2 rRNA genes are annotated in these 1,623 nt (G+C 48.1%); both read left to right on the top strand.

Annotated elements, in window-relative coordinates:
* A 23S ribosomal RNA gene (locus tag QM491_RS25380) occupies positions 1-1,367 on the top strand; the annotation flags it as partial.
* A 95-nt stretch (positions 1,368-1,462) separates the two neighbouring features.
* A 5S ribosomal RNA gene (gene rrf, locus QM491_RS25375) occupies positions 1,463-1,574 on the top strand.
* The last annotated feature ends 49 nt before the right edge of the window (positions 1,575-1,623 follow it).

Genomic DNA, 1,623 nt, shown 5'->3' with positions numbered 1-1,623 from the left:
AGACTCGTGGTTGGCAGGTACTGACGGAATAGTGCCTCTGAGTGGAAGCCGCAAGGCAGATGCGAGTCAGCGAAGAGACTTCCAAGAAAAGTTGTGAATCTATACTTAATAGTAACCCGTACCGTAAACCGACACAGGTGACTGGGAAGAATATTCTAAGGCGCTCGAGTGAATCACGGCTAAGGAACTCGGCAAATTAACCCTGTAACTTCGGGATAAAGGGAGCCTACTCAGCGATGAGAGGCCGCAGAGAATTGGTCCAGGCGACTGTTTAACAAAAACACATGGCTTTGCAAAAACGAAAGTTGACGTATAAGGCCTGACACCTGCCCGGTGCTGGAAGGTTAAGAGGGGATGTCATCGCAAGAGAAGCATTGAATCGAAGCCCCAGTAAACGGCGGCCGTAACTATAACGGTCCTAAGGTAGCGAAATTCCTTGTCGGGTAAGTTCCGACCTGCACGAATGGTGTAACGATCTGGACACTGTCTCAGCCGTGAGCTCGGTGAAATTGTAGTAACGGTGAAGATGCCGTTTACCCGCAACGGGACGGAAAGACCCCATGAACCTTTACTATAGCTTAGCATTGAGTTCTGGTACTGGATGTGTAGGATAGGTGGGAGGCTGTGAAATGGTGTCGCTAGGCATGATGGAGCCAACGTTGAAATACCACCCTTCTTGTACTGGAATTCTAACCTAAATAGGGACATTGCTTGGTGGGTAGTTTGACTGGGGTGGTCGCCTCCAAAAGGATAACGGAGGCTTTCAAAGGTACCCTCAGCACGCTTGGTAACCGTGCGTAGAGTGCAATAGCAAAAGGGTGCTTGACTGTGAGACAAACAAGTCGATCAGGTACGAAAGTAGGATATAGTGATCCGGTGGTATAGTATGGAATAGCCATCGCTCAAAGGATAAAAGGTACTCTGGGGATAACAGGCTGATCTCCCCCAAGAGCTCACATCGACGGGGAGGTTTGGCACCTCGATGTCGGCTCGTCACATCCTGGGGCTGGAGAAGGTCCCAAGGGTTCGGCTGTTCGCCGATTAAAGTGGCACGCGAGCTGGGTTCAGAACGTCGTGAGACAGTTCGGTCCCTATCTGTTGTGGGCGTAGGAATATTGACAGGTTCTGACTTTAGTACGAGAGGACCGAGTTGGACTGACCTCTGGTGTATCAGTTGTCCTGCCAAGGGCATAGCTGAGTAGCTACGTCGGGATCAGATAAGCGCTGAAAGCATCTAAGTGCGAAACTGACCTGAAGATGAGTATTCCAAATAAGGGCCGTTGTAGATGACAACGTTGATAGGTTGCAGATGTATAGGTAGAGATACCAGAGTCGAGCAATACTAATTACCCAACAGCTTATGATATCTCTGTACTAAGCGATTAATTCTTACTTGTTCAACATCTTTCACGATATACGTCAAACGGACTATAAGACATAGAGACGAGAGTTTCGCAGGTTTTATGGAGCCGATAGGACTGGTGTTCACCTCTTCCCATCTCGAACAGAGCAGTTAAGCCCAGTACCGTTGATGATACTGCAATCAAATGCGGGAAAGTAAAAAAGCTCCAAAATATTACAAAGTAGATAAGCCACTCCAAAAGAGTGGCTTTTTGCGTTTTA

The sequence above is a fragment of the Flectobacillus longus genome, from assembly GCF_030056705.1.
In the GTDB taxonomy this organism is placed as follows: domain Bacteria; phylum Bacteroidota; class Bacteroidia; order Cytophagales; family Spirosomataceae; genus Flectobacillus; species Flectobacillus longus.
Note: the sequence above shows the minus strand (reverse complement) of the source record. Positions and strands in the feature narration are given on the sequence as shown.